The following is a 21,631-nucleotide window of genomic DNA, read 5'->3' on the forward strand; positions in this document are numbered from 1 at the left end:
CTGATCTGGCACGAAGGTTGCGGAAGAGGTTTGGTGATGCACAAGAAGCCCTCTTTGTTGCGCAAGATCAGCCGCCTGTTCGTGATCAAGAACCGGTTCGAGGCGAGCGCGATCATCTACGCGCTGGCGCTGGGTTCGGCGGAGCGAGGGCAGATCTATCTGGCGCAGTATCCGGGCTTTGGCGGCAAGCTGCTGTTCCTTGCCAGCTGCCTTGCGGTGTTCATGGCCGGCGCCAAGATCATGGACGCGATGAAGTATGAGCGCGAGGGCAAGGCGGCAGTGCCCGTGCCGGTGAAGGTCGATCCGGAAATGTGAGGAAGGTGGGGAGGTTCTGTTGCCCGGCCCTCCCCGAGCCGCTGAATTCCCTTCTGTTGCCCGGTGGGTTCAACCGCGCTTTAGCTTTGTAAGATCAGGCCGTTAAGCCGTCAGATTACGCCGCGAGAGCGAGTGCTTCGTTGTCGTTGGCACTTGTGGGTTTTGAGCCTTTAACGGGTTACTCAGCCCGGACGAAAATACCGCTTTTCAACACACGTCGATCCTAGTTCGGCCCCATCAACACCTCTGCGACAACAGAGCCCGGACCTTGCAGCCGGTGGTGATGGTGGAGCCGCCGGGTACCGCCCCCGGGTCCGCTGCGCCTATTGTACGGTACAGTTTATCGTCATAGCCGGGCGAACCCGGCAAGCACGATATAGGCACGGCGCGCGGGGAATGGAAGGGGCACCTCGCCTCTTCCGTCCGATCCTCAGCCATTCTTCAGCGCGTCGCGGATTTCGGTCAGCAGATCGATCTCGCTCGGGCCGGCAGGCGCGGCGGGAGCTTCGGGCGCCGCCGGCATCATCTTGTTGGCGGCACGTACGATCTGGAAGATCACGAAGGCCATCAGCAGGAAGCTGATCACGGCGGTGACGAACGCGCCGTAGCCCAGCATCGGCACACCCGCAGCCTTGAGCGCAGCGTAGTCCTCGAGCGACCCCTTGTACGTATCGGGAATCGCGCCCAGCACCAGAAACTTGTTGGTGAAATTGACCCCGCCGGTCACCACGCCGATCACCGGCATGATCAGATCCTCGGTCAGCGAAGTGACGATCTTGCCGAAGGCCGCGCCGATGATCACGCCAACCGCGAGATCGAGCACATTCCCGCGCGCTACGAACGCCTTGAATTCTCCCATCATGCCCATGCCGTTGTTCTCCTGTCAGGCATTTTCACCCGCCCGCTTCGTGCCACTCGCAAACCTTTGTAACAAGTGGTCTGGTACTCCGATCCGGTCCAGCCCTTGAACCGCCATCGGGACCCGCTACATTCGAGGCCGAGCATACCCGCCGCGTCCGCGCCGGGATCCTTGAGGGAACACATTTCGATGGCCGCTTCGCTGCTTGCCCGCTTTTCCCGTTTCGCGTTCGTCGCCATGGCGGCTGCAGGCCTCGCCGGCTGCGGGGTCAACGCGATTCCCACCGCCGAGGAAGCCGCCAAGGCCAAGTGGGCCGACGTGCAGAACCAGTACCAGCGCCGTGCCGACCTGATTCCCAATCTGGTCGCGACGGTGAAGGGCGCGGCCAACTTCGAGCAGAGCACACTGGTGAAGGTGACCGAGGCACGTGCAAAGGCGACCTCGATCCAGATTTCTGCCGCCGACGTGACCGATCCCGACAAGATGGCGCAGTATCAGGCTGCGCAGGGCCAGTTGAGCCAAGGGCTAGGGCGTCTGCTCGCTTCGGTTGAAGCCTATCCGGAGATCAAGGCGAACGAGAACTTCAAGACCCTGCAGGACCAGATCGAGCGGACCGAAAACCGCATCGCGATCGCCCGGCGAGACTACAACGGGGCGGTGCAGGACTATAACACCACGATCCGCACCTTCCCCGCGATCATCGCCGCCAAGGTGGTCTACGGTGCCAAGCCGATGGTACCGTTCGCCGCAACCACGCCCGGCGCGGATACGGCCCCTGCGGTGAGCTTCGACGGCCCGGCTGCCCCTGCTGCAGCCCCCGCCGCCAACGACAACGCGGCGGCACCGGCCAGCAAGGCGGCGGCGAACTGAGCCGGGGCGCGGCAGGCCCCGCCATGAAGCGCCTCCTCCTTGTCCTGCTCGCGGCGCTGGCCCTCCTTGCCGGGCCTGCTGCCGCACAGACCTTCCCCAAACTCACCGGCCGGGTGGTCGATGAAGCGCATCTGCTTTCGGCGGAGCAAGCCGCCGCGCTTGATGCCAAGCTGGCGGCACTCGAAACCCAGTCACAGCGGCAGATGGTCATCGCCACGATCCCGGATCTGCAAGGCTACGACATCGAGGACTACGGCTACCGGCTCGGCCGCGCCTGGGGCATCGGCGACAAGCAGCGCAACGACGGGCTTTTGCTGATCGTCGCCCCGAACGAACGCAAGGTCAGCATCGAGGTCGGCTACGGGCTCGAGGGCGTGATCTCGGATGCCCTGGCCAGCGAGATCAGACGCACGGAGATCGTGCCCCGGTTCAAGACAGGCGACTATGCCGGCGGCATTGCAGCCGCGACAGACAAGTTGATCGCCCAGCTGCAATTGTCCGAGGATGAGGCGCGCAAGGTTGCTGCCAATGCTTCGGCCCAAGCCAAGAAGGCCAAGGAGCCCCGCTTCGATGCTGGCACGGTCATCTTCCTGCTGATCTTCTTCTTTTTCTTCGTCCTCCCCTTCCTGCGCGCGATGCGCGGCGGCGGGCGGCGCTATGGTTCGCCGGGCGTGATGATCTTCCCGTCCGGCGGCTGGGGCGGCGGGGGCTCCGATTGGGGCGGCGGCGGTGGCGGCTGGGGCGGCGGCGGCGGCGGCTTTTCGGGCGGCGGCGGCAGCTTCGGCGGCGGCGGCTCTTCGGGGAGCTGGTAGGCCATGCTGACCGACACAGACCGCAAAGACATCGCCGAAGCCGTGGCGGCTGCGGAAGCCACGAGCGCGGGAGAGATCGTCACGATCATCACCCCGCAGTCCGACAGTTACCGCGATGTCGCGCTGGCGTGGTCGATATTTGTCGCGTTCCTCGCGCTCGCTGCGCTGGAACTCGCGCCCACCTTCTATCTCAGCCTGATCGAGCGGCTGCTCGGCCTCTGGGCACATGAATGGACGCCGCGCCAAGTGCTGGGCATCGCGCTGACGGTTGCCGTGATCAAGTTCCTCGGCATGCTGCTGCTTATGGCTTGGCGCCCCTTGCGTCTGCTGCTGACGCCGCCGCCGATCAAGTCTGCACGCGTCCATGCCCGCGCGCTCACCTGCTTCCGCATCGGCGCAGAGGGACGGACGACCGGGCGCACCGGCATCCTCATCTACCTCTCGCTTGCCGAGCACCGCGCCGAGATCATCGCCGACGAGGCGATTGCCAGCAAAGTCGCGCCCGAAGTCTGGGGTGATGCCATGCACGCGCTGCTCGGGCCGCTTCGCGCGGGCAAGGTGGGTGAAGGCATGGTTGCCGCGGTTCGCAAGGTCGGCGCGGTGCTGGCCGAGCATCTGCCGCGCGCAGCGGATGACGAGAACGAACTGCCGGACCGGGTGATCGAAGTATAAAGCCCTGCCCCTCCCCCGTTCGTGTCGAGCGAAGTCGAGACACAGTGCGCGGTGTCTCGACTTCGCTCGACACGAACGGCGTTTGAAATGGACCTAACTTGTGAGCCTTGAAGACGAATACCGCGACGATCCCGAAATCACGCAATGGCAGGGCCGATTCATCACCGCCAAGACGCGGGGGCGCTGGGAGTATGTCAGCCGCGCGCGGGGCATCAAGGCGGCGGTGATCCTCGCGATCACGCCCGAGGACGAAGTCGTGCTCGTCGAGCAGTTCCGCATCCCGCTGGGCAAGCCCTGCATCGAGCTGCCCGCCGGGCTCATCGGCGATGACGCAGGCGGCGAAGGCGAGGAAGCCGCCACTGCCGCGATCCGCGAACTGGAGGAAGAAACCGGCTACCGCGCGGGCCGCATCGAAGACCTTGGGGAATACTATTCAAGCCCCGGCATGGTCAGCGAGAGTTTCACGCTGTTCCGCGCCTACGACCTTGAACGCGTCGGCGCTGGCGGCGGCGTGGAAGGCGAAGGGATCACCGTGCACCACGTGCCGCGCGCAAAGCTGCCCCGCTTTCTCGAAGAGAAGCGAGCGGCCGGTTATGGCATCGACGTCCGACTGCTCATGCTGCTAAGCCCCCTCTGGTTGAAAGTATAAGCGAGAGGATTGCGGGTGATGGCCAAGGTTTCGGGGGGTCGAGTTTCGGGCAAGCTGGCATTGGTGACCGGTGCGGCACAAGGGCTTGGCGCGGCGCATGCGGTGCTGCTGGCGCGCGAAGGCGCGCGCGTGCTGCTGACCGATATCAACGGCGAAGGCGCTGCGGCACAGGCGGAGGCGATCAACGCCGAACTGGGTGCCGGAACCGCCTTCGCCATGCGGCATGACGTGACCAGCGTCGACGACTGGGATGCGGCCATCGCCATGGCGGCGGAAAAGCTCGGCGGGCTTTCGGTACTCGTCAACAATGCGGGCGTGGGTGTGCGCGGCGATATCGAGACCTGCACCCTGGAAGAATGGCACCGCGGCTTTGCGATCAACGTCGATTCGGTGTTCCTCGGCTGCCAGAAGGCGCTGCCGCTGCTGAAGGACAACCAGCCCGGCTCGATCGTCAACATCAGCTCGATCGCGGGCCTGATCGCCTCGCACACCATGCCCGGCTACAATGCCAGCAAGGCGGCGGTGTGGATGCTGACCAAGTCGGTCGCGCTCTATTGTGCCAAGCGCGGGTGGGATATCCGCTGCAATTCGGTGCACCCGACCTTCGTCGATACGCCGATCCTCGATGGCATCAGCAAGAACGCGGGGATCGAGAAGGACGTGGTCATGGGCAAGCTCGCCCGCCAGATCCCGCTCGGCCGCGTGGGCGAACCCATCGATATCGCGCGGGGCGTGCTCTATCTGGCCAGTGACGAAAGCCGCTTCATGACCGGCGCGGAACTCAAGCTCGACGGCGGCATCTCGGCGATGTGATCGGCCCTGCACGGGGCCCCGCCACATGATCGATCTTCCGGTCTTCGCGCTCATCCTGTTCGCGGCTTCCCTGCACGCGAGCTGGAACGCGTTTCTCAAGGGCAGCAGCGACACCCTGCTTTCCACCACGCTGGTGATGGGCGGCGCGGCGCTGATCGCGCTGGTTGCCCTGCCGTTTCTCCCGGTTCCGGCGCGGGCCAGCTGGCCCTATCTGGCAGTCTCGGCGTTGCTGCAGGTGGGGTATCTCGGGCTGCTCGTGCGGGTCTACCGCACGGTGGACATGAGCCTTGCCTATCCCCTGATGCGTGGCTGCGCGCCGCTGGCGGTGGCCCTGATCAGCGGGATCTGGCTGGGCGAGGCGCTGCCCGGGCTCGCCTGGATCGGCGTCGGCACGATCTGCCTCGGCATTCTTGCCATGACGGCCGGTGCGCGCGGTTCGCTGCGGCCGGCAGGCCTCGCCGCCGCGCTCACCAATTCGGGGATCATTGCGGCCTACACCCTGATCGATGGTGCGGGCGCGCGGCTCTCCGGCACGCCGACGGCCTATACGCTGTGGCTTTCCCTGCTGACCGGCATCGCCATGGCAGTCTGGACGCTGCGGGCGCGCGGCGCGGCGGCGGTGGGCTACATCCGCCGGAACTGGCCCATCGGGCTGTTCGGCGGGCTGGGCACGATCGTATCCTATTCCATCGCGCTGTGGGCGATGACCATGGCCCCTATCGCCATGGTCGCGGCGCTGCGCGAAACCTCGATCCTGTTTGCGACCGCGATTTCGGCCTTCATCCTGCGCGAGAGGGTCGGCCCCGCGCGGATCGCGGCAGCGGCGATCATCGCCTGCGGGGCGATGCTGCTGCGGCTTGCCTGAGGCCGCCCCTCAGGCGGCCTCAGGGGCGTCTCGAGTCGATCAGGCGTTCGGGTTCGGCGCGAAGGCGCAGATCTTGTTGCCGTCCGTATCGCGCAAGTAAGCGCCATACTGCTTGCCCGGCGCGTTTTCACGCACGCCCGGAGCGCCTTCGCAGGTGCCGCCATTGGCGAGGCCTGCTGCGTGGAAGGCATCGACTTCAGCGAAAGTCTTGGCAACGAAGCCCTGCGTGAAGCCGTTCGACCAGGTATGCGCCTCGCCGTTTGCAGGCGTTCGCACCATCAGCGCGCCGCCCTGAGCCGGGAACAGCGTGCCATTCGGCAGCGGCACGGCGTGATGGCCGAGCGCGCCCATTACGGCGGTGTAGAAGGCGCGCGACTTTTCAATGTCGTTGGTGCCGAGAACGGTATGGGTAAACATCGGTATTTCCTTGAATTAGAACACGACGACCGAACGGATCGACTTGCCCGCGTGCATCAGATCGAACGCGGTGTTGATCTCCTCGAGACCCATGACGTGGGTGATCATCGGATCGATCTCGATCTTGCCCTGCATGTACATGTCGACGATCTTGGGCACGTCGGTGCGGCCCTTGGCGCCGCCGAACGCGGTGCCGCGCCAGTTGCGGCCCGTGACGAGCTGGAACGGACGCGTGCTGATTTCCTTGCCCGCTTCAGCCACGCCGATGATGATGCTCGTGCCCCAGCCGCGGTGGCAGGCTTCGAGCGCGGTGCGCATCACTTCGGTGTTGCCGGTCGCGTCGAAGGTATAGTCCGCGCCGCCGTCAGTCAGCGCGACGATCGCCGCCACGGTGTCCTCGCGGCTCATGCCCTTGGTGTTGAGGAAGTCGGTCATGCCGAAGCGGCGGCCCCATTCCTCGCGGTCCGGGTTGATATCGACGCCGACGATCTTGTTCGCCCCGGCCAGCCGCGCGCCCTGGATCACGTTGAGGCCGATGCCGCCGAGACCGAAGACCACGACATTGTCACCCACCTGCACCTTGGCGGTGTTGATGACAGCGCCAACGCCCGTGGTGACGCCGCAGCCGATGTAGCAGCTCGACTGGAACGGCGCGTCTTCACGGATCTTGGCGAGCGCGATTTCCGGCAGGACCGTGAAGTTCGAGAAGGTGGAGCAGCCCATGTAGTGGAACACGGTCTGGCCCTTGTAGGAAAAGCGGCTGGTGCCGTCCGGCATCAGGCCCTTGCCCTGCGTGGCGCGGATCGCGGTGCACAGGTTGGTCTTGCCCGAGAGGCAGCTTTTGCACTGGCGGCATTCCGGCGTGTAGAGCGGGATCACGTGATCGCCGGGCTTCACCGAGGTAACGCCAGCGCCCACTTCCCGAACGATGCCCGCGCCTTCATGGCCGAGCACGCTCGGGAAGATGCCCTCGCTGTCGAACCCATCGAGCGTGTAGGCATCGGTGTGGCAGATGCCGGTCGCCATGATCTCGACCAGCACTTCACCCGCCTTGGGGCCTTCGAGATCGAGCTCGACGACTTCGAGCGGCTTCTTGGCTTCAAACGCAACAGCGGCGCGGGTCTTCATGGGTAATCCTCCCCCAGGGAAATTGGCAGCCCTGCCGATAGGCAAACCGGGCCAAGTGTTCAATCAGGTTCGCGGCTCAATCAGCCTCTCTAAGGGCGAGCATGAGCATTAGCGCTGCGGCCATGACCGAACCGCATGCCATGATCGCCGAGACAGTGAACAGGCTGAGCCCGCCGGCGGTGAACAGCGTGCCAGCCAGGATCGGCGATCCCGCCGCACCAATGCGCCCTGCGCCGATGGCAAAGCCGGTGCCGGTGGCGCGCACATGCGCGGGGAAACCGTGCGCGAAAGCGCTGTAGAAGCCGACAATTGCGGCATTGGTGGCAAAGCCGGTGCAGAACACCGCAAAACGCCAGCCCACCAGCGTCGTGTCGCTCCCGCCCAGCCCGAACACCACGACCGCCGCCGCGCCCAGCAGCAGCATGACGATGGTCGGCCACTTGATGCCGAAGCGGTGCATGAGGAAGCCGAACAGTCCGCCCCCGGTCGCCCCGCCGATATTGGCCCAGACCAGCACGCTCGCCGCCTGCGGCGCGGCAAAACCGAAGTCCGCGACAATCTTGGGCGACCACTTGAGGATGTAGTAGAAGGTGATCGCGTGGAGCGAGTAGCCCACGGTAAGGACCAGCGTGGTGCCGATGAGTCCGGGCTTGAGGATATCGAGCACGCTCGCCTTGCTGTCACACGCATCCACCGGCGGCAGCGCCGCGATTCCGGGCAGGCGCAGCTTGGCCATCGAGGCATTGATCCGCTCCAGCGCACCCGCCGGGCGGCGGGCAAGGAGGTAGGCCGGGGTTTCGGGCACGAACAACCAGATCAGCGGAATGAACACCACAGTCGCAATCGCGCCGAATTCGAACACCACGCGCCAATCGCCGCTCTTGAGCAGCATGGCCGCGATCGTCCCGCCGATCGTGGCGCCGAGCGGATAGCCGATCACCATCAGCGACATGGCAAGGCTGCGGCCCTTGGCGCTCGAAAGTTCCGCCGTCACCGCGTTGATCGCGGCCAGCATGCCGCCGATGCCAAGGCCCGTGATGAAGCGCCATAGCCCGAGGATCTGCGGGTTCTGCGCGGTCGTTGCCAGCGCCATGCCGCTGGCCATCACCGCAAGGCAGCCCAGCATCGTCGGCCGCCGGCCCAGCTTGTCTGCCGCGCCGCCGAGCAGGATCGAGCCCACGCCCATGCCGACCAGTTCCATCGCCAGCACCACGCCCAGCGCATCGCGCGCAATGCCCCATTCCTTGGCAATGCCCGGCGCGGCAAACGCGCTGGAGAGCACGTCGAACCCATCGAGCGCATTGAGCGCGATCATCAGCATGACGGCGATCCATTGCGCGGAACTCATCGTCGTCTGGCGAATGATCTCGCGCGGATCGGTGTTCATTGTCATTCTCCCCGTGGACAGCCCTTATCCTGCTGCCTCGACCTTATCTGTTCCAAACCCCAAACCGCTCATGCTGAGCTTGTCGAAGCATCATACTCGACCGTTGCGCCAGCACCCTTCGACAGGCTCAGGGTGAGCGGGGTTGAGGAAATCCAAGGACCGAAATCGCCTTCACTCATGGATCCGCGAAAGCAGTTCGATCAGCTGGCGCACTTCCTTGTCGCTGAAGCGGCTCTTCACCCAGGCCTCGTGCTCGCCGATCGCATGCTTGGCGCGGGCGAGCATGGCCTTGCCCGGTTCCTCCAGAAACAGCGCCTGCTTGCGGCCGTCCTTGTCAGACCGGTCGCGGCGCAGGAAGTGCTTGGCCTGCAAGCGGTTGATGATCGCCATGGTCGTCGCCCGGTCCATCCGCAGGCGTTGCGCGAGATCGGTTTGCGCGATGCCCGGATGGTCATCGACCAGCCACAGCACCGAGACCTGCTTCTGCGTGAGATCGAGATCGGTGAACGTCTCGGTAAAGTGGCGCAAGCAGGCCCCATGCGCGAGGCGGATGTGGAAACCCAGAATGTCCTTGATCGCGCCGATATCGGCCTCGCCCTCAGGTGGCGGCGGTGCAGTCACCGCATCGGCAAACTTGTCCTTGATCAATGCCGCATCCCCATCAACGCCGTTAGTTGCGCCTTGCCTATTCGTTAGCAACACTTACAATCGAACCCCAAGCAAAAACGTGAGAGGAGGACCCCGTGGCCCATTTCCCCAACAGTCCGAGCTTCACCGGGTTCAACACACCCTCGCGGATCGAGGCAGACATCGCCGACCTCGCGCACGAAGGCACGATCCCCAAAGAGCTAAACGGCGCATTCTTCCGCGTCCAGCCCGACCCGCAATTTCCCCCGCGATTGGGGGACGATATCGCTTTCAACGGCGATGGCATGATCACCCGCTTCCACATCCATGATGGCCAGGTCGATTTCTGCCAGCGCTGGGCCAAGACCGACAAGTGGAAGCTGGAAAATGCGGCCGGCAAGGGCCTGTTCGGCGCCTACCGCAATCCGCTGACGGATGATGAGGCCGTGAAGGGCGAGATCCGCGGCACGGCGAACACCAACGCCTTCGTCTTCGGCGGCAAGCTCTGGGCGCTCAAGGAAGACAGCCCCGGTCTCGTCATGGACCCGGCGACGATGGAAACCGAAGGCTATGAGAAGTTCGGCGGGAAGATGACCGGGCAGACCTTCACCGCGCATCCCAAGGTCGATCCGAAGACCGGCAACATGGTCGCCATCGGCTACGCCGCCAGCGGCCTGTGCACCGATGACGTGACCTACATGGAAGTCAGCCCCGCCGGCGATCTCATCCGCGAGGTGTGGTTCAAGGTGCCCTACTACTGCATGATGCACGATTTCGGGATCACCGAGGATTACCTCGTGCTCCACATCGTCCCCTCGATCGGCAGCTGGGAGCGGCTCGAGCAAGGCAAGCCGCATTTCGGCTTCGACACCACGATGCCAGTCTATCTCGGCGTGATCCCCCGCCGCGACGGGGTGGCGCAGGCCGATATCCGCTGGTTCAAGCGGGGCAACTGCTTCGCCAGCCACGTGCTCAACGCCTGGCAGGACGGCACGAAAGTCCACTTCGTCACCTGCGAGGCGAAGAACAACATGTTCCCGTTCTTCCCGGACGTACACGGCGCGCCGTTCAGCGGGATGGAAGCGATGAGCTATCCCACCGACTGGGTGGTCGATCTGGCGTCTAACGGCGAGGATTTCGCCGAAATCAACAAGCTCTCCGATTCGATGGGCGAATTCCCGCGCATCGACGACCGCTTTACCGGACAGAAAACGCGCCACGGCTGGTTCCTCGAAATGGATGTCCGCCGCCCGGTCGAGCTCAAGGGCGGCAGTGCCGGCGGGCTCATCATGAACTGCCTGTTCCACAAGGACCTCGAAACCGGCGCGGAACAGCACTGGTGGTGCGGCGCGGTCAGCAGCCTGCAGGAACCCTGCTTCGTCCCCCGCAGCAAGGACGCGCCCGAAGGCGACGGCTGGATCCTCCAGGTCTGCAACCGGCTGGAGGAACACCGCAGCGACCTGCTGATCTTCGATGCGCTGGACATTGCCAAAGGCCCCGTCGCCACGGTGCAGATCCCCATCCGCCTGCGCTTCGGCCTGCATGGCAATTGGGCAAATTCGGACGAAATCGGGCTCGCCGCCTGAAACCCCTTCCCGCCCTCTCCGGTTATTGCTATTTAGCATAACAATAACCGGAGAGGGAGAATCTGATGTCGATCCGCCTGTGGCATGCCGTTCTGGCAGCAAGTGTTGCCTTGGCCCCTATGGCCGCTTCCGCGCAGACGGCACCGGCAGGCCCCTCCGCCGCCGTCATCTCCATGCGCGAGCAGTGGCTCAATCCGGCGATCAACAGCTTCACCTTCCGCGATACGAACAATGTCTTCGAAAGCCGCGATGTGCCGCGCTCCGGCCCGGTTGCGCCGCTCGCCACCGGCGCGCCGCTTGCCATGCCGCAGCACCAGTCGGGTGGCGCGACAATGCCCTATGCGGCCTGGGCCGATCGCACTTTCACCAACGCCCTGCTGGTGATGAAGGACGGCAAGGTCGTTTTCGAGGACTACCGCAACAAGTCTGACGCGGCGACGCACTTCATCTCATTCTCGATGGCCAAGACCATCACCGCGCTGCTCGTCGGCATCGCGCTCGATGAACACAAGATCCGCTCGCTGGATGACAAGGCGGGCGATTACGTGCCCGAGCTCAAGGCGGGTGGCTACGGGGATGCCACGATCCGCCAGATCCTGCAGATGCGCTCGGGCGTCGACTACGAAGAACGCTACGATTTCGGCGCGAACCCGAGCCTTGCCGCGACAATCCACATGAAGGCGATCGTGCGCAACCAGATGCGCTTTGCCGATCCTGCCGTGACCATTGGCAAGAAGACCGCGCCCGGCAGCACCTTCAACTATGCCACGCTCGATACCGCCGTGCTGGGCTGGATTCTCGAGCGCGCGACCGGCGAAAAGCTGGAGACCTACACCACCAGCCGCCTCTGGGGTCCGCTGGGCGCCGAAGCAGGCGCGTTCTGGATGGCCGATGGCCCACCGGGCAACGGCCGCGCGCTCAATGGCATGGGCTACAACGCGGTGCTGCGCGATTTTGGCCGGATCGGGCAGATGATGCTTGATGGCGGCAAGGTCAATGGCAGGCAGGTGATCCCCGCCGGGTGGGTCGGCCAGATGACCACGATGATCCCCTTCACTGCGGACTATGCCAAGAAGGCCGAGTTCAAGGGCTATGGCTTCCAGACCTGGCAGGTGGACGACGAACCCGGTGCCTACAGCGCGGTCGGCCTTGCGGGCCAGTTCATCTACGTCCACCCCCAGACGCGCACAGTGATCGTGAAGCTGAGCTACAATCCGCCGGTCGAGCCCGAGTGGCTGACCCCGGAAGTGCTGGACTACTTCCACGCCATCGTGCGCACGCCTGCAGCCAAATGATCAAGCCCGATCTCGAATTCGTCTATGAAGCGGCCGGCGATCTCGAACCGCCGGTCGCCATTGGCGCGACGTATGACGGCACGCGGCGAATCATCCCCATCGTGGGCGGCGGGCGCGTCGAAGGGCCGCGCATCAAGGGCAGGCTGATCGGCAACGCGGCAGACTGGCAGCTCACCCGCCACGACGGCGTGACGGTGGCCGATGCGATCTACGCGCTCGAAACCGATGACGGTGTGGTGATCCAGATCCGCAATCGCGGCCTGCGCCATGGCCCGCCCGAGGTCATGGCCCGGCTCGCGGCTGGCGAGGAGGTGGACCCGTCCGCCTACTACTTCCGCACCGTGCCCGAATTCATCGCACCCGAAGGCCCCTACGACTGGATGAACCGCTCCATTTTCATCTGCTCCGGCGCGCGCTATCCCCTGGGGATAAAGCTGTGGGTATGGCGGGTATTGTAAGCTGCCTGCCGCGCCCCGAAAGGATAATGCCGTGGCCCGTGCCGACCGCCTCGAACGCCTCGACCGCCGCCGCGAGGGGCTGGAGGCAGACTACCGCGAAGCACTGATCACCGCGCTCAAGGTGACCGCTGCGGGGAGCTGGGGCTTGTTCGACCACCGCCAGGACCGCCACGACCGCGCCCGTGCTGCGCCGGCAGTCGCCGAACTGGAGGCGCTGGCCGATGAGATCGCCGAATTGCGCGAGCAGCTGATGCTGGACGAACCCTTCGCGCTGCACCAGCAGTTCCTCGCCGCACGGGGACCGGTACGCGCGCAGGCAGTGGGTGAGCCGAAACAGGCCCGCGCCTGGCTGGAGCGTCTGGCGGCCGAAGCCGAACCGGAGTAGAGCCGCGGCGCAATTCTGCTGCTGAACCAAAGGCACACGCATGGCCCGCAAGCATTCCAAAGGCGGTTGGCGAGAGGACGAGGACGAGGCACCCGAGGCCGCGCCCCCGCCGCCGTGCTGGCTCTGCGGCCGCCCCTGCGGCTCCACCGTGGTCTGGCATCACCCCGTGCCCAAGAGCCGCGGCGGGCGTGAGACCGTGCCGATGCACGCAATCTGCCAGAACACGCTGATCACCAACTTCACCAATTCCGAACTGCAGCGCGCCGGGATGGACGTGGATCAGCTCCTCGCCAACCCGGCGGTGCGCAAGTTCGTCGATTGGGTGGCGAACAAGGACCCCGATTTCAGCGCGGGGACCGCGAAGAAGGGGCGGTAGGGCGGTTCACGCGCCGTCACGCGGCGGCCATTGCCGCGCAGCGTGAAGAATGCGCAACACGCGAACGCTATCCGCTGTCACGTCGTAGATCAGGATGTAGTTGGGGTGGAGCACCAATTCGCGGGTCCCCACTACGCGCCCGGGCCGCCCCATCGCTGGGTGCGAAGATAGCTGACTGCTACGCGCCGACATGAGTTCATCCAAGGCAAGCGCCGCAGCTGGATTGCGTTCCGCAATGTAATCACGAATGGCGCGCCGGTCTGCCAGCGCGGCACCGGTCCAGAACAAGTTCACGCAGACTTGCGCCGCACCGTATTCCGCCAGACCGCCGCTTCGGCCTCAACTTCATCTGCCGCGATCAGATCGCCCGCATTCGCCGCCTCAATGCCTGTCTGAACTTCCCTGCGGAACCATGCGTCATGCTCCGCCATCTGCTGCTGGTTGCGGACAAACTCGCGCATGAAATCTCGCAGGAGCTGGGCACCCGTGCGATCCTGCGCTTTGGCCGCTTGGGCAAAGGCACTTTTGAGTTGCTCTTCCACGCGGAAGGTAAAGGTCGCTTCGGTCATGGCAGACCTCAATGTGTTACAACGTACTGACGTAGTAGCATGTTTTGCGGGATTAACATAGTCCCCTACCCTGCCGCCCGAGCCAGCAGGCCCTGCTCGTCACGCTCTGCACGCCGCGCGATCAGCACCATCAGCACCGCGATCGGCACGGCCACCCAGTTGATGCTGAGCATGGCGAAACGAAGGTTGCCCGTCGCATCGGAGAGCAGCCCCACCACATAAGGCCCGATGCCAAGCCCCAGGATCGTCATCACCAGCAGGTAGAGGCTCGAGGTCAGCCCGCGCATCCGGGGCAGGACTTGCTCGTACATGATCGCATAGAGCGGCGGCATCCAGCCGGTGAGGATGAAGCTGTAGGGCAGGAAGCGCCAGAAGAAGGTTTCCGCATCGGGCGAAGTATAGACCCAGAGCGACATCAGCGGCGAAACCGTCATCGCGAACAGCGCTACGCCCGCGCGGCCCGAGCCCGGCCAGCGCTTTTGCAGCCAGTCAGACAGCGGCCCCCACAGCAGCGGCCCGACAATGCCCATGCCCGCCGAAAGCAGGCCGAACTTCAGCGCCGTCTCGCCCAGCGAGAGGTGGTAGGTGCGGATCAGGAAGGTGGGGTTGAACGCCATCATGCCGTAGTTCAGCACCGATTGCAGCGTGCCCACGGCCATGCACATCATCACCGTCGGCGAACCGCGGATCACCCGGCTGGCCTGCGGGTCGGAGAGGCTCACGCTCTGTACGAGGTTGACGATCACGACGAGACCAAAGCCGATCACCGCCCACTGCAGCGCGTGGGGATTGATGGCCATGCTGCCGAACACCAGCGGCGGCCGGGGCGAAATCGCGGTACTTGCGACGATCAGCATGACCATGACCGCGGCGATCACGCCCATCAGCACGAGGTTGCGCGCGATCATCGCCGGGGCGGCGCGGCGCGCGCGCATCACGATGAGGTGGAAGCCCGGCGTCACTGCACCGAGCATTTCGAGGCTGGCAGCAAACGGGCGCGGATCGGGCGGCGTTGCGATGCCGTCCATCACTCCGCGCTCCGGCTCGCGCAAGGTCCACAGGAACGCCGCGAGGACGAAACCGGGCGCGGCGGCGACGAGGAAGGCAAACTGCCAGCCGCGCAACGCCGCCCCGGGATGCGCGACATCCCACCAGTTCGCCGCAAGACCCCCGAGAATCAGCGACCCGCCCAGCCCCAGCGCAATCGCCGAAGCCATGACCGCCATCACGAACCCGCGCTGCTGGCGCGGCCAATAATCATAGAGCAGCGACGTACCCGCTGGTGAGGTCGCCGCTTCGCCGATCCCCACGCCAAGCCGCGAGAGTGCGAGCATGGCAAAGCTGGTCGTCAGCCCCGCAAGGCCGGTGGCGGCAGACCAGAACAGCAGGCTGATCGCCAGCAGCCGCGTGCGCACCCAGCCATCGGCCAGCCGCCCCACCGGCAGCGAAAACAGCGCGTAGAACAGCGCGAAGACCGTGCCGTAGAGCAGCCCCATCTCGGCATCGCCGACGCCGAGGTCCTTCTTGATCGCAGGCGCGAGGATCGCAAGGATCTGCCGGTCGAGCAGGCTCATCGCCTGCGTCAGCGCCAGCAGGACGAGCGCATAGCGCCCGCCTTTGGCGACAGCCGTCGGCAGGCTGGGCGCGGTCAAGCGAGGGCCGCCGCGATCGTATCGGCGATCGGCGTCGTCGGCCGCCCGATCAGGCGCGAAAGCGTGTGGCTGTCATCAAACAACGCTCCCTGGCTCGAGGCATAGCTCGAATTGGCGAGCATCGCGGCCAGCCAACCGGGCAGGCCCACACCTTCAAGGGCGGCCGCATAGTCCGCCTGGCTCATATCGACATAGGCGACCGGCTTCCCGGCGATCCGCGCAACATGCGCGGCAAAGTCCGCCATTGTGAAGGCTTCGTCGCCCGCCAGTTCGTAGACGTCACCATCCGCACCGTCGACCAGCGCAGCCACTGCCGCCGCCGCCGCATAGTCTGCACGGCTGGCCGAGCAGATCCGCCCCGCACCAGCCGCCCCGATGATCGCGCCGTGCTCGATCGAGGGGCCGAGCGCGCCGGTATAGTTCTCGTTGTACCAGCCGTTGCGCAGCAGCATGTATGGCAGCCCGCTCGCCGCCAGCGCCGCTTCGGTCGCCCGATGTTCCTCGGCAAGACCGATGGTCGAGGTGGGCGCATGAAGGATCGAGGTATAGGCAATCAGGCCCACACCTGCCGCCTTGGCCGCATCGATCACCGCCTGATGCTGCGGCCCGCGCTTGCCCACTTCGTTGGCCGAGATCAGCAGCAACCGCTCCACGCCCGCCAGCGCCGCCGCGTCCACCGCATCATAGTCGAAGGCCCGAACCGAAACGCCGGAGGCTGCCGCCTCCGCCAGCTTGGCCGGCGTGCGCACCAGCGCCACCACCTTGTCCGCGCCGACCTTCTCGATCAGCCCCGCCAGCACGAGCTGCCCAAGCTGGCCCGAAGCACCTGCAATCGCGTACATATCTGTCTCCTGCGCTCAGAGCTTGAACCAGCGCTCGGCGTTGGTCTGGAAGAACTTCTTCTTTGTTTCCGGGCTCATGTCCATCGCGTCCATCGCGCGGACTTCGTCGGCCACATACTGGTAGGGATAGTCCATCGCGTACATCACCCGGTCCTCGCCCACCACCTGCTGGCAGAACTTGATCGCGGGTTCCCACGCCATGCCCGAATTGGTGATCAGCACGTTGGAGCGCATGTATTCGGCGATGGTCTTCTTGAGCGGCTTCATCCGCTCGTACCGCTGCGAGCGCACGCCTGCCTGGTGCATATAGTCCAGCCGGTAGAGCCAATAGGGCAGCGCCTCGCCCATGTGCCCGACCATGATCTGCAGATCGGGATACTTGTCGAAGATACCGATGGTGATGAGGCGCAGCAGGTGCATCCCCGTCTCCACCCCGAAGCCGAAGATCGCGCCGTCGAGCCCAGCCTCCAGCATCGGTCCGATCATGCTGTCGGGCGATGTGGCGGGATGGATATAAAGCGGCTGTCCCACCTCCACGAGCGCGCGGAAGATCGGATCGAACTTGGGATCGTCGAGATACTCGCCCTGCGTGTGGCTGTTGATCTGGATGCCCTTGAAGCCCAGCTCACTCGCCCCGCGCCGGATCTCCGCGGCCGACCATTCCGGATCCTGCGGCGCAACTGTGCCCAGCCCGATGAAGCGGTCGGGATACTTCGCGCAGGCCTCAGCCAGCCGGTCGTTCGCCCGCGTCGCAATGCCCTTGGCCTCGTCCACATCCAGCATCGGCTGCACGCCCGGCGAAGTCAGCGCGAGGATCGCCTTGTCGATCCCCGCCCTGTCCATGTCGGCAATCCGCCGCTCGCCCAGATCGAGCAGCCGCTCCATGATCTGCATCGCCCGTTCGGAAGGGCTGGTGGCGTAGAAGCCCCAGAGCGAGACCATGCCTTTGTCTGCCGTGCCATCACGGATCATGCGCAGGAACACGTCGATCTGTTCCTGCGTGGCAAAGGCTTCCTCGGTGGCGATGCGCAAGTAGCCTTGGGCGCCGCCGGTCTTGAGTTCGTCTGTCATGTCATCCTCTTTCGCGTCTGTTGCGCGACATGCTTCGACAAGCTCAGCATGAGCGGGGGGTAGTGCTCACGACAAAAAGAAAAACCGCTCGTGCTGAGCTTGTCGAAGCACCACACCCGAACCTATCCCTCGTGCACGGCCTTGGTCACCATGCACGCCAGCACGCCTTCCGGCCCGTCTTCCGCGCCGTGACCCGACCAGCGCACGCCGCCAAAGGGCGAATCCGCGCCGGCGATCATGTTGGTGTTGATGCCCACCATCCCCGCCTCGATCTCGCGCGCCAGCCGCTGCTGGCGCTTGCCGTCCTGCGTCCAGGCGAATGCCGCAAGGCCATAGGGCAGCCGGTTCGCCTCGGCGATCATCGCCTCCTCGCCCGCATAGGCATTGATCAGCGCGACGGGACCGAACGGCTCCTCGTTCATGATCAAGGCATCCAGCGGAATGTCTGACAGCACCGAAGGCGCATAGAAGAACCCGGCATTGCCGACCCGCTCGCCGCCGGTATGCAGCCGCGCGCCGCGCTGCACGGCATCGCCGATCAGCCGGTCCATCGCCTCGGGCCTGCGAGGATTGGCCATCGGCCCCATCCGCGTCGCCTCGTCCAGCCCGTTGCCCACGGTGATCGCCTTCGCCCGATCGGCAAAGGCCTCGCGGAAGCGGTCGTAGACGCTTTCCTCGACGATAAAGCGCGTCGGGCTCACGCAAACCTGCCCGGCATTCCGGTACTTCTGGGTGACGACGGTATCGAGCACGCGGTCCATGTCCGCATCGCCGAAGACCAGCACCGGGCCGTGCCCGCCCAGTTCCATCGTCGTGCGCTTCATGTCCTCGGCGGCGAGCTTGGCGAGGTGCTTGCCCACCACCGTCGATCCGGTGAAGCTCAGCTTGCGGATTACGGGTGAGCCCAACAAGTGCCGGCTCACTTCATCGGGCACGCCGAACACGGCCTGCGCCACTTCGGGCGGCAGCCCCGCATCGAGCAGGCACTGCAATACGCCGAGCGCCGAAGCCGGGGTTTCCTCCGCTGCTTTCAGGATCACCGAACAGCCCGCCGCAATCGGTGCGCCCAGCTTGCGGCCCGGGTTGCCGAGCGGGAAGTTCCACGGCGCAAAAGCCGCGACCGGGCCGACCGGCTCGTGCGTCACGGTCGAGCGCATGCCCTCCGGCCGAACCAGTGCGCGGCCATAGATGCGGAACACTTCCCCGGCGTAGAACTGGAACAGCCCCACGTTCATCAGCACTTCGATCCGCGATTCGGCCAGCGTCTTGCCCTGCTCCAGCGTGGCAATCCGCGCGAGGTCTTCCTGCCGCTCCAGCAGCAGCCGCGCCGCGCCGTTGAGCACCGCCGCGCGCTGCTGCGGCGTGGATTTGCGCCACAGCTTGAAGCCGCGCTGCGCCGCTTCCAGCGCGCGGTCGAGATCGGCGGCATCGGCCAGCGGCAGCTCGCCGATGGTCTCGCCCGTGGCCGGATTGACCACCGCATGGGTGCGGCGCCCTCCGCCGGAGATGCGCTCCCCGGCGATGATCATGTGAAGCGATGGGTATGTGGTCACGCAGCCTCTCCTTTGGGAGCATCAATCCCCCCAACCGTTCGTGTCGAGCGAAGTCGAGACACAGTGCGCTGCGTCTGGTGTCTCGACTTCGCTCAACACGAACGGGACTATTGGGTTCGAGGTATCAGCCCCGCGCCTTTTCCCGATCGATATCACCCTGCCAGCGCTGCGCCACGATTTCCTCGCCGGTCACCGGATGCGGCATGTGGAACGGCACCAGCTTGTGCGTCGGCCAGAGCCAGTGATCCTCGATCAGCGCGTCCGGCCCGGTCGGGTCGGTGGGATAAGTCACCTTGGGGAACGGCACATATTCGTGCGGCGTGTTGGCCCAGCCATGTTCGAAATCGGCGTGCCATTGCGGCATGTAGTTGAGGATGTGGATGCGCCACACCCCGTCCACCTTCTTGTAGGTGTTCTCGTAAATGCCGCCTTCCCACCACTGGCGCGCCTTGAGATGCGGGGCATCGCCTTCGTAGTCCTTGTGCCGCCCCGCCTGCATCATCGAACGCGCGCGGGCGAGTGCTGTCACGCCATCGGGCTGCACGTGGATGATGTCCTGCAGCTGCGGGTGATCGAGCAGGAAACCGTCGATCGGCCCGTTGTTGCCATAAGTGAAGCGCTTCTGGAACCGCTCGCAATAGAGCCGCTTGACGCCCTCCTTGCCCTTCCAGATCCCGCCGAAGAAGCGCACCTCGCCGTCATCGGTGAACAGGTCCGCCGTCTCCAGATAAAGGCACTTGTCGATCAGGTAGCCGTAGAGGTGCTGCAGCTTGCGGATATCGAGCTCGTCCTCGCGCACGGTGAGGCGGCGCTCCAGCTCGGCCAGCTTGCCTTCCAGCGCGGCGATACGGTCTTCGGACATCCAGAGTCTCCCAATTAGTTTGTATACCTAACAATCGCGGCGAGGCGGTGTGCTGTCAACGGCGCAGTTCAGATCCCGGCGAGCTCCAGCCGCTCCACTTCCTCACGGTAGGGCCGAATCGCGCGTACCATCAGCAGCGTGGCGAGCGGCAGCAGCGTGCCTGCGGTGATCAGCAGCGCCTTCCACAGCTGGTGCGGATCGCCGATCACCACGTCCTGCACGCGGCCCACCACGAAGCTGCCCATCGCGCCGAAGAAAGTGAACATGAACAGATAGATCGCGGTCACCTGCCCGCGCATGGCATTGGGCGCAACACGCTGGACGGCGGCGTTCTGCGGCACCGCTCCCGCCATGCCGAACATGCCCGAGATGCCGAACAGGATCATTGAAGCCCAGGGCGTCGGCATCAGGATCGCGGCAATCGTGCTCACGGTCGTACCGGCAAAGCAGATCGCTGCGGCGCGTACGTTCGCGTCCTTGTGCCGCTTCGCCAGCCATTCGACCATCACGCTGCCCAGCAGCAGGCCCGCCAGCGATCCCGCCAGCACCGTCACGCTCAGCGCTGCGCCGATCTGCGCTTCGTCCCAGCCGAAGGTGCGCACCATGAATGGTACGCGCCAGAACTGCAGGCCGAACACCTCGACCGCGCTCAGCGCCAGCGCGCCGAACAGCGGATAGTAGACGCGCGGCTTGGCATTGATGGCGCGCAGCGCATCGAGGCCCATGAAAGTCAGCACGCGCCGCCCGAATCCGGCATCCACCGGCACTTGCGGCGCATCGGGCGCGGGGGCGAGCCGCGCAGGTTCCTTCACAGTCAGGAACAGCAGCCCCACGAGCAGGCCCGGCAGCCCCATCACGATCAGGATCCACTGCCAGCCCCGGATCGTCAGCGGTCCCAACGTGGTCGGCGCCCAGCCCGCGCTCATCACCACCAGTGCCCCGCCGATGAGCGGTCCCAGCACCGTCCCGCCGATGAAACCGAACTGCAGCAGCGCAAAGGCGCGCGTCAGCTTCTTGGGCGGAAAGGCATCAGCGAGCAGCGAGTACGACGAGGGCGCATGGGCCGATCCACCCGCCGCCAGAAACACCCGGCTGCCCACGAACTGCGTAAAGCTCTGCGCAAGTCCGCCGAGCGAAATGATGAGGCCGACCACCGCAGCCCCGCCCGCCAGCACATATTTGCGCGGATAGATATCGGCGAGCCGCGCGAGCGGGATGCCCACGAAGAGATAGCAGATGATGCTCGCCGGACCGGCGAGGAAGCCCAGTTGCGAATCGGTCAGGCCGAAATCGTGCTTGATCCGCTCGGCCAGCATGCCGAACGTCACCGCATCGAAGAAGGTCATGAAGGTCGCCAGCACGATCACCGTCAGCGCCCAATAAGCCGCCCCAGTGGAAGGCCATTCGCGCTCTGCGCCAGCGGCTTCGATCGCCACCGGATCGGCCAAAACCGTCGGACCTGCCATTGTCACTCCTCTCGTCCGATGGCCGCGTGACTGAATCGCCGGAGCCTTTTTCGTCTCGAACAATTGTTAGTCTTGCATACAATCTCGGCGTGGTGAATAGAA

25 protein-coding genes and 1 other RNA gene are annotated in these 21,631 nt (G+C 65.1%); 12 read left to right on the forward strand and 14 right to left on the reverse strand.

All coding sequences use genetic code 11. From position 1 onward, the window contains the following. The first annotated feature begins 54 nt into the window (after positions 1-54). The gene (locus ACODS2_RS22040; RefSeq protein WP_489000682.1) at positions 55-315 is read left to right on the forward strand and encodes a hypothetical protein; all 261 of its coding nucleotides are present in this window, start codon (positions 55-57) and stop codon (positions 313-315) included. Between the two features lie 42 nt (positions 316-357). On the opposite strand, the gene ssrA is transcribed toward ACODS2_RS22040, so the two are convergent. Next, positions 358-721: a transfer-messenger RNA gene (ssrA, locus tag ACODS2_RS22045) on the reverse strand. A gap of 24 nt (positions 722-745) precedes the next feature. Next, positions 746-1,177 (reverse strand): large conductance mechanosensitive channel protein MscL, encoded by a 432-nt coding sequence (gene mscL, locus ACODS2_RS22050; RefSeq protein ID WP_489000683.1) that lies wholly within the window; start codon positions 1,175-1,177, stop codon positions 746-748. A 234-nt stretch (positions 1,178-1,411) separates the two neighbouring features. Between mscL and ACODS2_RS22055 the strand changes: the two genes are divergently transcribed. From ACODS2_RS22055 to ACODS2_RS22080, 6 genes are all read left to right on the forward strand, one after another. Continuing rightward, the gene (locus tag ACODS2_RS22055; RefSeq protein WP_298168042.1) at positions 1,412-2,044 is read left to right on the forward strand and encodes a LemA family protein; all 633 of its coding nucleotides are present in this window, start codon (positions 1,412-1,414) and stop codon (positions 2,042-2,044) included. Positions 2,045-2,067: 23 nt separating this feature from the next. Then, a complete protein-coding gene (locus ACODS2_RS22060) occupies positions 2,068-2,856 on the forward strand; it encodes a TPM domain-containing protein (protein WP_489000650.1) in 789 nt (262 codons plus the stop codon). A gap of 3 nt (positions 2,857-2,859) precedes the next feature. Then, positions 2,860-3,528 (forward strand): TPM domain-containing protein, encoded by a 669-nt coding sequence (locus tag ACODS2_RS22065; RefSeq protein WP_489000651.1) that lies wholly within the window; start codon positions 2,860-2,862, stop codon positions 3,526-3,528. Between the two features lie 100 nt (positions 3,529-3,628). Next, a complete protein-coding gene (locus ACODS2_RS22070; RefSeq protein ID WP_489000652.1) occupies positions 3,629-4,177 on the forward strand; it encodes an NUDIX hydrolase in 549 nt (182 codons plus the stop codon). An 18-nt stretch (positions 4,178-4,195) separates the two neighbouring features. Then, complete coding sequence (locus ACODS2_RS22075; RefSeq protein ID WP_489000653.1) at positions 4,196-4,990, forward strand: SDR family oxidoreductase; 795 nt, start codon at positions 4,196-4,198, stop codon at positions 4,988-4,990. A gap of 25 nt (positions 4,991-5,015) precedes the next feature. Continuing rightward, on the forward strand, positions 5,016-5,855 hold the full coding sequence (locus ACODS2_RS22080; RefSeq protein ID WP_489000654.1) for an EamA family transporter: 840 nt from the start codon (positions 5,016-5,018) through the stop codon (positions 5,853-5,855). A 39-nt stretch (positions 5,856-5,894) separates the two neighbouring features. Here the strand turns inward: ACODS2_RS22080 and ACODS2_RS22085 are convergent, their stop codons facing one another. The 4 genes from ACODS2_RS22085 to ACODS2_RS22100 all read right to left on the reverse strand — a co-directional run bounded on the left by ACODS2_RS22085 (position 5,895) and on the right by ACODS2_RS22100 (position 9,435). Continuing rightward, a complete protein-coding gene (locus tag ACODS2_RS22085) occupies positions 5,895-6,272 on the reverse strand; it encodes a VOC family protein (RefSeq protein ID WP_489000655.1) in 378 nt (125 codons plus the stop codon). 15 nt (positions 6,273-6,287) lie between these two features. Further along, complete coding sequence (locus tag ACODS2_RS22090) at positions 6,288-7,400, reverse strand: S-(hydroxymethyl)glutathione dehydrogenase/class III alcohol dehydrogenase (protein ID WP_489000656.1); 1,113 nt, start codon at positions 7,398-7,400, stop codon at positions 6,288-6,290. 76 nt (positions 7,401-7,476) lie between these two features. Next, positions 7,477-8,787: an MFS transporter gene (locus ACODS2_RS22095; RefSeq protein ID WP_489000657.1), complete on the reverse strand. Its 1,311-nt coding sequence runs from the start codon at positions 8,785-8,787 to the stop codon at positions 7,477-7,479. A 171-nt stretch (positions 8,788-8,958) separates the two neighbouring features. Beyond that, positions 8,959-9,435 (reverse strand): Saro_0803 family transcriptional regulator, encoded by a 477-nt coding sequence (locus ACODS2_RS22100; protein WP_489000658.1) that lies wholly within the window; start codon positions 9,433-9,435, stop codon positions 8,959-8,961. Between the two features lie 95 nt (positions 9,436-9,530). On the opposite strand from ACODS2_RS22100, the gene ACODS2_RS22105 reads away from it, so the two are divergent. From ACODS2_RS22105 to ACODS2_RS22125, 5 genes are all read left to right on the forward strand, one after another. Further along, positions 9,531-11,000 (forward strand): lignostilbene-alpha,beta-dioxygenase, encoded by a 1,470-nt coding sequence (locus tag ACODS2_RS22105; RefSeq protein WP_489000659.1) that lies wholly within the window; start codon positions 9,531-9,533, stop codon positions 10,998-11,000. A 65-nt stretch (positions 11,001-11,065) separates the two neighbouring features. After that, positions 11,066-12,295, forward strand: coding sequence for a serine hydrolase domain-containing protein (locus ACODS2_RS22110; RefSeq protein ID WP_489000660.1), 1,230 nt, complete (start codon positions 11,066-11,068; stop codon positions 12,293-12,295). Beyond that, on the forward strand, positions 12,292-12,753 hold the full coding sequence (locus ACODS2_RS22115) for a DUF3237 domain-containing protein (RefSeq protein ID WP_489000661.1): 462 nt from the start codon (positions 12,292-12,294) through the stop codon (positions 12,751-12,753). The genes ACODS2_RS22110 and ACODS2_RS22115 overlap by 4 nt, the downstream gene beginning before the upstream one ends. Positions 12,754-12,784: 31 nt before the next feature. Then, on the forward strand, positions 12,785-13,138 hold the full coding sequence (locus ACODS2_RS22120; RefSeq protein WP_489000662.1) for a hypothetical protein: 354 nt from the start codon (positions 12,785-12,787) through the stop codon (positions 13,136-13,138). A gap of 40 nt (positions 13,139-13,178) precedes the next feature. Next, positions 13,179-13,514: a hypothetical protein gene (locus ACODS2_RS22125; protein ID WP_489000663.1), complete on the forward strand. Its 336-nt coding sequence runs from the start codon at positions 13,179-13,181 to the stop codon at positions 13,512-13,514. A 6-nt stretch (positions 13,515-13,520) separates the two neighbouring features. Here ACODS2_RS22125 and ACODS2_RS22130 read toward each other — a convergent pair whose 3' ends face one another. The 8 genes from ACODS2_RS22130 to ACODS2_RS22165 form a co-directional block, all read right to left on the reverse strand. Continuing rightward, complete coding sequence (locus ACODS2_RS22130; protein WP_489000664.1) at positions 13,521-13,808, reverse strand: type II toxin-antitoxin system RelE/ParE family toxin; 288 nt, start codon at positions 13,806-13,808, stop codon at positions 13,521-13,523. Beyond that, positions 13,805-14,083, reverse strand: coding sequence for a CopG family ribbon-helix-helix protein (locus ACODS2_RS22135; protein ID WP_489000665.1), 279 nt, complete (start codon positions 14,081-14,083; stop codon positions 13,805-13,807). The genes ACODS2_RS22130 and ACODS2_RS22135 overlap by 4 nt, the downstream gene beginning before the upstream one ends. A gap of 65 nt (positions 14,084-14,148) precedes the next feature. Further along, the gene (locus ACODS2_RS22140) at positions 14,149-15,735 is read right to left on the reverse strand and encodes an MFS transporter (RefSeq protein ID WP_489000666.1); all 1,587 of its coding nucleotides are present in this window, start codon (positions 15,733-15,735) and stop codon (positions 14,149-14,151) included. Further along, a complete protein-coding gene (locus ACODS2_RS22145; RefSeq protein ID WP_489000667.1) occupies positions 15,732-16,577 on the reverse strand; it encodes an NAD(P)H-binding protein in 846 nt (281 codons plus the stop codon). The genes ACODS2_RS22140 and ACODS2_RS22145 overlap by 4 nt, the downstream gene beginning before the upstream one ends. A 15-nt stretch (positions 16,578-16,592) precedes the next feature. After that, on the reverse strand, positions 16,593-17,648 hold the full coding sequence (locus tag ACODS2_RS22150; protein ID WP_489000668.1) for an amidohydrolase family protein: 1,056 nt from the start codon (positions 17,646-17,648) through the stop codon (positions 16,593-16,595). A 122-nt stretch (positions 17,649-17,770) separates the two neighbouring features. Then, the gene (locus ACODS2_RS22155) at positions 17,771-19,201 is read right to left on the reverse strand and encodes an NAD-dependent succinate-semialdehyde dehydrogenase (protein WP_489000669.1); all 1,431 of its coding nucleotides are present in this window, start codon (positions 19,199-19,201) and stop codon (positions 17,771-17,773) included. Between the two features lie 124 nt (positions 19,202-19,325). Beyond that, positions 19,326-20,063: a nuclear transport factor 2 family protein gene (locus tag ACODS2_RS22160; RefSeq protein WP_489000670.1), complete on the reverse strand. Its 738-nt coding sequence runs from the start codon at positions 20,061-20,063 to the stop codon at positions 19,326-19,328. A gap of 68 nt (positions 20,064-20,131) precedes the next feature. Continuing rightward, positions 20,132-21,529, reverse strand: coding sequence for an MFS transporter (locus ACODS2_RS22165; RefSeq protein ID WP_489000671.1), 1,398 nt, complete (start codon positions 21,527-21,529; stop codon positions 20,132-20,134). Positions 21,530-21,631: the final 102 nt, after the last annotated feature.

It is taken from the genome of Novosphingobium sp. FG137 (genome assembly GCF_057809735.1).